The organism is Roseiarcus sp. (assembly GCF_052145395.1).
GTDB lineage: Bacteria > Pseudomonadota > Alphaproteobacteria > Rhizobiales > Beijerinckiaceae > Roseiarcus.
The window spans coordinates 1-3,258 of the sequence record NZ_JBKQOT010000892.1 but is presented as its reverse complement, the minus strand read 5'-3'; the positions used below and the strand labels follow the sequence as shown (position 1 = coordinate 3,258).

Sequence of the window (3,258 nt, the reverse complement as noted above, 5' to 3'; positions counted from 1 at the left end):
CGCGTGGGTCTGGGTTTGCGACATTGGTTCTCCTAAAGAGGTCCGTTTCGGACCGGCGCCGGCGGTTGGGTTCGAGTTGACGATCAGGCGCCCGCCGTCGGAAAGGCCGCAGAGTCCGCGGACCTACTCACCGCCTCTTTAAAGGCGGGCCGGCGCTCGGGCCGACGAAAGACGCCCAGGGTTCCGCCCCGGCCAACGCCGCCGGAGCGAGGGGAGGTCGCTAGCAGATCTCATCTGTAGGGGCAAGATGGAACACGGGGTAAGCTGGCAAAATTGATCGCCGCCCGCCTCCCAATCGGAATATGGACAGTGGGCCGCTCGATCTCAAGATGGGCGCTTATTCACGAGCCTCAAAGGCGCTCGGCGAGCGCCGGCGCGACAACTCACGACGAAGGGGCGAATTCGCGGCGGGCGAACTCGGCGAACGCGCGCGCCGGCCGGCCCGTCGCAGCCGGAACGTCTCCGCTCACCTCAGCGAGATGCGGCGCCCGGCCGTCCAAAATCGCCTCCTGCAGTTCGACGGCCGCGTCCACCCGCCACGCTGGCAGGCCGCTTTCCGCCAACACCGCCCGGAACGACGCAAGCGGCGGCGAGACGAGGCGGACCGGCCTTTTCATGACGGTCGAAAGGGCCGCAGCCATTTCGTCGCCGGTCAACGCCGCCGGCCCGGTGACCGTCAGCGCGCGCCCGTCGAACGGCCCGTTTGCGACCGCGACCGCGACGTCGGCGAGATCGAGGACATCCACGAGGCTCGCCGGCGCCCCGCCCGACGGGTCGACCAGGCTGCCTGCCTCGATCGACGCGCGCTGCCGCAGCAGGTTCTGCATGAAGCCGCTGGCGCGCAGGATGACGTGCGGTACTCGTGAAGCCCGCAGGGTCGTTTCGGCCTCGGCCGCGTTACGGGCGAAGTACGAAATCGGCCGGGCCAAGTCGGCGCCGATGACCGAAAGCTTGACGATTCCGCCGACCGCTCTGGGTTCCGCGGCCTCGATCAGCACGCCTTCCCATGCGACCTGCCTCGGGTGCGCGGGCGTGACGAGGGCGAGCACGTCCACGCCGGCGACAGCCGATTCGTAACGCCCCGGAGCGTCGAGATCGAATGCGACGGGCGTCAGAGACCGAGGCCGCATCGCCCTCTCCGGGTCCCGCACCAAGCTGCGGACCCGCCAGCCCGCCGCAAGGAAGGCTTCGGTCCAGGGCCGCGCGTTCGTCCCGGAATGGCCGATGATGGCGATGGTCTTCATGGCATCCCTCGCCGAGCGGCCTACCCCTCCTCGACGTCGGTGTCGGGACGGTCCCCGCCCTTCGCCGTCTCGACATGCCAGCGCCCTTGCGTGTCCTCGTAGGAAATTTCGGTCGTTGCGTCTCCGACCCGCTGCTCCGCCGCCGCCCGCTCGGCGGCCTCGCGGGCGAGGTCGTGGGTGGGAAAGGTCTCGGAGAAGACGTCGCCGACGCGGTAGGCGAAGCCGCCGTCGTGCTCGACGATGTGGTAGGTCACCTTTGGCATCCTAAGCCTCCTTCGCCGGCCGTCGGCGGCGCGTCTCCGCTCGGGCGAACACTGAAGCGGTTCAGCGAAACGCGCCACGCCCCCGAAGCGATCCGCGCGATCGCCTGGGCGTCGAGCCGGCCGCACACCACGATCTCGTCGATCTTGATGTCGCCGATGAGGCCGGTCGCGACGAAGTCGACGGGGCTTTGCGTTTTCTCGGTCGCCGTCAGGTCGGCGTAGGGCGAGAGGCCGTGCTTGACCACGGCGACCGTGACCTCGCCGTCCTTCGGTTGGGCGGCCCCGGGCTTCGTGAGGCGCGGCGGCCCGAGCGTGATACGCCCGTCGGCGACCGTCACGGGGAAGGTGATCTCCTGGCCGGGCTTAAGGTCGAGGTTCGAGGGCTGCTCGGCGAGCGCGAGGCGCGGGGCGGCGGCGGAAAGGACGACAAGGACACAAGCGAAGCGGCGGGCGGTGGGAAGGCGCGACATGGGACCGGTCAGACTCGGGTTCGGGCCTTGCGCAGGCCTCTTCAGCGATCGCGGCAGCATTCAACGCCCGCCGGCAAAAAGCCAGCGCCTCCGAGAGCCGATTGCCTCCGGCGACGGGCGCCCCGTGATGCGTTCCCCGGCCAGTGCGAGAAAAGCCAGAGCCTTCACGCCGGAGGTCGCGTCCCGCGACGGCCGCGCGCCGCCCGGCCTACCCGCAGCGCGAATACATGCGAGAAAGCTCGGCGCCGTAAAGGAAAATGGGCCTGCGGGTCAGCCCGCCGTGGCGTCGGATCCATTGGCGCACGGGCGCGGGATAGGTCTCGGCGACGACTCGCGTCGCCTCGGGCGCCGGGTACTCGTTCCCGAGCATGTCGACCATTCTTGCGGCATGAAAGCCGAGGATCGCGCGAGACGTCACGCAAATGCGGCTGTGCGGGAGGATGCTCAGAGCCAGCGTGCAGGCGGAAAAGCACGGCCCGTCGATCACCACGCGCTGACCCGATTGGCGCACCGCCTCAAAGAAAGTGAGGAACGACGTCGCCTCGCCGCCAGGGCTCCCCTCGATCACGACGTCCGCACAAGCGGGCGGGAAGCCGGCAAGCATGAAGAGGACGGCGAAAAAGGCGCGTCGCATCGGACCTCCAAGAGTTTCCGATACGATTTTTAGCCGGGGAAAAGGCGGAATTCGGGACGCGTCCCCTTTTCGACGAGACGACCGCTGATACCCAAGGTCGCGCCGGTTGACCACGACCGGCAACGACATCTTGATCGTCAAAGGCAGGTTTGAAAAAGGACCCCGGTCCGAGCCGTCACAGCGGAATGTTCTCGTGCTTCTTCCAGGGGTTCTCGAGCTTCTTGTTGCGCAGCATGTTGAGCACGCGCGACAGGCGCCGCCGCGTCGAGTGCGGCATGATCACCTCGTCGATGTAGCCGCGCTCGGCGGCGATGAAAGGCGAGAGGAAGACCTCTTCGTATTCCTTCGTCTTTTCAGCGATCTTCTCCGGATCGCTGATGTCGGACCTGAAGATGATCTCAACCGCGCCCTTAGCGCCCATGACCGCGATCTGCGCCGTTGGCCAGGCAAGATTGATGTCGCCGCGCAAGTGCTTGGAAGACATGACGTCGTAGGCGCCGCCGTGTCGAATGCGGCATGATCACTTCGTCGATGTAGCCGCGCTCGGCGGCGATGAAGGGGGACAGGAAGGTTTCTTCATATTCTTTCGTTTTTTCAGCGATCACGCCCGGGTTGCTGATGTCGGACCTGAAGATTATCTCGACCGC

5 protein-coding genes and 1 pseudogene are annotated in these 3,258 nt (G+C 67.1%); all 6 read right to left on the bottom strand.

Annotation, left to right across the window (positions count from 1 at the left end; all coding sequences use genetic code 11):
• Positions 1-383 precede the first annotated feature (383 nt).
• The 6 genes and pseudogenes from ACLP25_RS30960 to ACLP25_RS30935 all read right to left on the bottom strand — a co-directional run bounded on the left by ACLP25_RS30960 (position 384) and on the right by ACLP25_RS30935 (position 3,216).
• Positions 384-1,244 carry an NmrA family NAD(P)-binding protein gene (locus ACLP25_RS30960; RefSeq protein WP_442472923.1) on the bottom strand — a complete coding sequence of 287 codons (861 nt, stop codon included), beginning with the start codon at positions 1,242-1,244 and terminating at the stop codon, positions 384-386.
• 20 nt (positions 1,245-1,264) lie between these two features.
• Complete coding sequence (locus ACLP25_RS30955; RefSeq protein ID WP_442472922.1) at positions 1,265-1,507, bottom strand: hypothetical protein; 243 nt, start codon at positions 1,505-1,507, stop codon at positions 1,265-1,267.
• On the bottom strand, positions 1,495-1,977 hold the full coding sequence (locus tag ACLP25_RS30950; protein WP_442472921.1) for a hypothetical protein: 483 nt from the start codon (positions 1,975-1,977) through the stop codon (positions 1,495-1,497). The genes ACLP25_RS30955 and ACLP25_RS30950 overlap by 13 nt, the downstream gene beginning before the upstream one ends.
• Before the next feature lie 208 nt (positions 1,978-2,185).
• Positions 2,186-2,611, bottom strand: coding sequence for a hypothetical protein (locus tag ACLP25_RS30945; protein ID WP_442472920.1), 426 nt, complete (start codon positions 2,609-2,611; stop codon positions 2,186-2,188).
• Between the two features lie 175 nt (positions 2,612-2,786).
• Positions 2,787-3,113 (bottom strand): annotated as a pseudogene (locus ACLP25_RS30940) (carboxyl transferase domain-containing protein); the annotation flags it as partial.
• Positions 3,022-3,216, bottom strand: a complete 195-nt coding sequence (locus ACLP25_RS30935; protein WP_442472924.1) for a carboxyl transferase domain-containing protein — start codon at positions 3,214-3,216, stop codon at positions 3,022-3,024. The gene ACLP25_RS30935 and the pseudogene ACLP25_RS30940, both read right to left, overlap by 92 nt.
• Between the last annotated feature and the right edge of the window lie 42 nt (positions 3,217-3,258).